Origin of the sequence: Oryzihumus sp., from assembly GCF_036391795.1 — a bacterium.
Lineage (GTDB): Bacteria > Actinomycetota > Actinomycetes > Actinomycetales > Dermatophilaceae > Oryzihumus.
In genome coordinates, this window is sequence record NZ_DASVZH010000172.1 from 1 (window position 1) to 4,129 (window position 4,129).

Annotated in this window: 5 protein-coding genes; all 5 read right to left on the minus strand. The window is 75.4% G+C overall.

Annotated features, from left to right (window positions below):
* The coding region (locus VF825_RS10390; RefSeq protein ID WP_331112910.1) for a glycosyltransferase family 2 protein at positions 1-524 on the minus strand (524 nt) is incomplete at its 3' end.
* Between the two features lie 8 nt (positions 525-532).
* Positions 533-1,426: a DUF5926 family protein gene (locus tag VF825_RS10395; protein WP_331112912.1), complete on the minus strand. Its 894-nt coding sequence runs from the start codon at positions 1,424-1,426 to the stop codon at positions 533-535.
* A gap of 27 nt (positions 1,427-1,453) precedes the next feature.
* On the minus strand, positions 1,454-1,891 hold the full coding sequence (locus VF825_RS10400; protein WP_331112914.1) for an ATP-binding protein: 438 nt from the start codon (positions 1,889-1,891) through the stop codon (positions 1,454-1,456).
* A 122-nt stretch (positions 1,892-2,013) separates the two neighbouring features.
* A complete protein-coding gene (locus VF825_RS10405; protein WP_331112916.1) occupies positions 2,014-2,835 on the minus strand; it encodes a glycerophosphodiester phosphodiesterase family protein in 822 nt (273 codons plus the stop codon).
* A 24-nt stretch (positions 2,836-2,859) separates the two neighbouring features.
* Complete coding sequence (locus VF825_RS10410; protein WP_331112918.1) at positions 2,860-4,020, minus strand: CaiB/BaiF CoA-transferase family protein; 1,161 nt, start codon at positions 4,018-4,020, stop codon at positions 2,860-2,862.
* Positions 4,021-4,129: the final 109 nt, after the last annotated feature.

Below are 4,129 nucleotides of genomic sequence, written 5' to 3' on the forward strand. Positions count from 1 at the left end.
GCCGCGTCGAAGGCGGTGCGGGACAGGCACCGCATGCCGGACAGCGGCTGGGTGGCCTGCCAGCCGGTGAGGTCGTGGATCCCCTTGCGCGCCAGGCGGACCACGAAGCCGCGCCCCCCGCCGGCCTGCTTCTGCGGGGGCAGGATCGCGATGGTCATGTCGGCCTCGCCCGCGGTGACCGGGGGCACGAGGGCGCCCAGGTTCGCGGCGCTGGCCTCGAGGTCGGCGTCCACGAAGAGCAGCGGCCGTGCGGTCCCGGCGTCCTCCCGGGCCACCCGCGCCGCACCGGTGGTCATGGCGGCCGCCTTGCCCCGGTTGCGCGGGTGCCGCTCGACGACCGCCCCCGCCTCGCGGGCGATGTCGGCGGTGGCGTCGGTGCTGCCGTCGTCGACGACCACGACGAGGTCGACACCGGGGATCGCCCGCACCGCCGCGATGGTGGCGGCGATCCGCTCGGCCTCGTCCTTGGCGGGGATGACGGCGGCGACCCCGACAGGGCCCGGCCGCGGGGTGGGTGAGGTCACCGGCTGCCTCAGCGCAGGGTGACCTGGCGGCTGAGCAGACCGGAGCGGGCCCGGCGCTCCTCCGCGGTCAGCGGCTCGGTCGCCGCCAGCGCCTGGTCGTAGCGCTTGAGCCAGGCCGCGGCCTCGTCCTCGTAGTCGGCCGCCTCGCGGGTCGGGTCCAGGTCCCACACCGGCACGAGCAGGCCGCACGCCCGGAAGGCCCCGAGCAGGCGGGTCCCCTCCCCCAGGCCGCTGTCGTGGGCGGCGTGCAGCCGGGCCAGCGCGTCGGTGGCGCGGTCCTCGTCCTGGGGCAGCACCCAGCGCAGGTGGGTGCGCTCACCGATGCGGCACCAGTAGGCCGAGGTCACGCCGGACAGCGGCCGGGTCGGCACGGCGACGGCGTTGGCCCGCTCGAGGCTGGCGCGGCCCTCCTCGTCGAGGTCGGCGACGTCCTCGACCCAGAAGTCGAAGCCCTCGTGCACCGTCACCTCGAACGGCATGGCCGGGTCGAGCACGTCCTGCAGCCGCGGGGTCCCGGCGGTCGCCTGCGGGGTGGAGGTCACCGGGGTCCCGGGCTCGGCGGCCAGCGTCGCGAGCAGCACCTGGGCCAGGTCGCGGCTGGCGTCGCCGGTGCTGCTGCCGGACTGGGTGGCCACGAGCACCTGCCCGTCGGTGCGGTGCAGGCCCGGCCAGGCCAGCGGCAGGACGGTGGCGATGGTGGCCGTGCCGGCAGCCCCCTCGAGGGAGGCGTCAGCGGCGACCCGCACCGTGGCGGTGGCCGCGGGCAGGATCTCGCGCAGCGCCACCCAGTCGGTCTCCCCGGTCAGCCCCTCGAAGGGGCGCGACACGAAGGGTGCCGGTGCGGGGGTCGCGGCGCGCTGGCCGGATGCGGACTGACGACTGCGTCGGGAAGCCTTGCCCATGGTCGCCCACCCTAGTGGGCGGGTGACTCAGCCGGTGCGGCGCCGCGACGGGCCGCCGAGGGCGACCCACACGGTGCAGCCGGAGCGCTCGTCCTGCACGCCCCACTCGTGGGCGAGGCTGCGCACGATGCGCAGGCCCCGACCGGCCTGGCCCCAGACCGAGGGCGGCGCCGGGCGCGGGCTGGTCGGCCCGCCGCCGTCGGTCACCTCGACCTCGACCACCGGGTCCTTGACCTTCCAGTGCACCCGGACCGCGCCGTCCCCGAGCGGCTTGGCGTGCCGCAGCGCGTTGGCGACCAGCTCGGACACCACGATCTCGGCCTCGTCGACCACCTCGGCGCCGACGCCGCGAGCACGCAGGTCGGTCACCACTGCGCGCCGGACCTTGGTCACCGACGCTGCGTCCCACGGCACCCGGATGGTGCGGGTCTGACCGACCCCCACCTCGCCGCCGAAGTCGTCCACCAGCGGAGCCTGCTCACCCTGCGCCGGTGCTGCGGTCGCCGGGTCAGAAGCAGTACCGCCCCCTGCCGCCCCCATCACGTCTCCGTCCTCGCGAAGCTGCCCACCCGGCTCTTCGACACAGGCTAATGGCTGTCCCGGGTGTGGTCGAGGACGAAGTGGGGACGGTTGGTGATGATCGCGTCCACGCCGAGCTCGAGGCACAGGTCCACGTCCTCGGCGGTGTCGACCGTCCAGACGTAGACCTGGTGCCCGCGGCGGTGCTGCCGGGCGACGGTCTGCGGCCACCGGCGCACGAGCTTGATGTCCAGCCCGGCGATCCGGACGCCCTTGGGCAGCGAGCCGTCCCGGAACCGCAGCGGGACCGAGCCCTCGATGAGGTAGACGAGGTCGAGCTCGGGGCACAGCTGGCGCATCCGCTGGCAGGCCAGCTGCGAGAACGACATCACCCGCACGTGCGGGCGGCCGGGCACGTGGGCCCGGTGCAGCCCCATCTCGGTGAGCACCCGCGCGAGCTCCCGCTCGACCAGCCCGGCATACCGGGTGGGGTGCTTGGTCTCGATGGCGAGGCCGACCTCGCGGTCGGCCTCGAGGACGGTCCGCAGCAGCGAGCGCAGGGTGAGGATCTGCTTGCGGTCCCGGTCCGGGATCTCGTCGTCGGTGCCGTGCAGCTCGTGCCAGGAGCCCCAGTCCAGCCCCTCGAGCTTGGCCAGCTCCAGGGTGGAGACCAGCCCCCTGCCGTTGGAGGTGCGGTTGACCCGGCGGTCGTGCACGCACACGAGGTGGGAGTCGGCGGTCAGCCGCACGTCGCACTCGAGCGCGTCGGCCCCCTCGGCGATCGCCCGTTTGTAGGCCTTGAGCGTGTGTTCCGGTTCGGCCTTGCTGGCGCCGCGGTGGGCGATGACCAAGGGTTTGCTGGCAGCCGTCGGCGCGACCTCGGGGAGCACGCGACCAATGGTGTCATCCAGGCCTCAGGCCTGCACGGCTACCCCCGTGCCGATGAGCGCGTCCACGTCGGCCACGCCCCAGTCGGCCAGCGCCTCGCGGGTGTGCTCCCCGGTCGCCGCCGGGCCCCGGGTCACCGCCCCCGGGGTGCGCCCGAAGCGCGGTGCCGGCGCCGGCTGGGTCACCCCGTCCACCTGCGTGTATGCCGCACGGGCGGCCAGGTGCGGGTGCTGCGGTGCGCGGTGCAGCGGCACGACCGGCGCGACGCAGGCGTCGGAGTCGGCGAACACCTCCACCCACTCTGCCTGGGTGCGGCCGGCGAAGGCGGCCGCCAGCGTGGTGCGCAGCCGCGGCCACAGCGCCGGGTCGTTCCGGTCGGGCACCTGCGCCGGGTCGAGCTCCAGCCCCTCGAGCAGCGCGGCGTAGAAGCGTGGCTCCAGGGCGCCCACCGCCACGTGCTCGCCGTCGGCGGTCTCGTAGACGTCGTAGAACGGCGCGCCGGTGTCGAGCAGGTTCACCCCGCGGCTCGGCTCCCACACGCCCGCGCCGACCAGGCCCTGGAGCTGGGCGGTGAGCAGTGCGGTGCCGTCGACGATCGCCGCGTCGACGGTCTGGCCCAGCCCGCTGCGGGTCCGCTCGTGCAACGCGGCCAGGATCCCGACCAGACAGGTCATCGCGCCGCCGCCGAAGTCCCCCAGCAGGTTGGCCGGCACCTGGGGCGGCCCGCCGGCCCGGCCGGTGGCGTGCAGGGCACCGGTGAGGGCGATGTAGGCGATGTCGTGGCCGGCGCGCGCGGCCAGCGGGCCGTCCTGGCCCCACCCGGTCATCCGGGCATACACGAGCCGCGCGTTGCGCGCGGCGCACTCCTGCGGCCCGAGACCGAGCCGTTCCATCACCCCGGGGCGGAAGCCCTCGAGCAGCACGTCCGCCCGGTCCACCAGCTGCAGCACCGCCTCGCGCGCCTCGGGCCGCTTGAGGTCGAGGCAGACGTTGCGGCGGCCGCGGTTGAGGACGTCGTATGCCGGGGCCGTCACCTGCAGGCCGGGGCCGCCGGGGCGGTCCACCCGGACCACGTCTGCGCCGAGGTCGGCCAGCACCATGGCCACGAACGGGGCCGGCCCGATCCCCGCCATCTCGACGACCTTGAGACCGGCGAGGGGACCTGTGGGCTGCGAGGTGGCGTCCATGCGCCGCATGCTGCCGCACCTCGCAGCCCGGGGGCAGCCCGTGCCGGTGAGAGCCCGGACACGATGTCAGGGTCGTGCTCGGGCAGGGTGAGGCCGCCCTGTGCCTCCT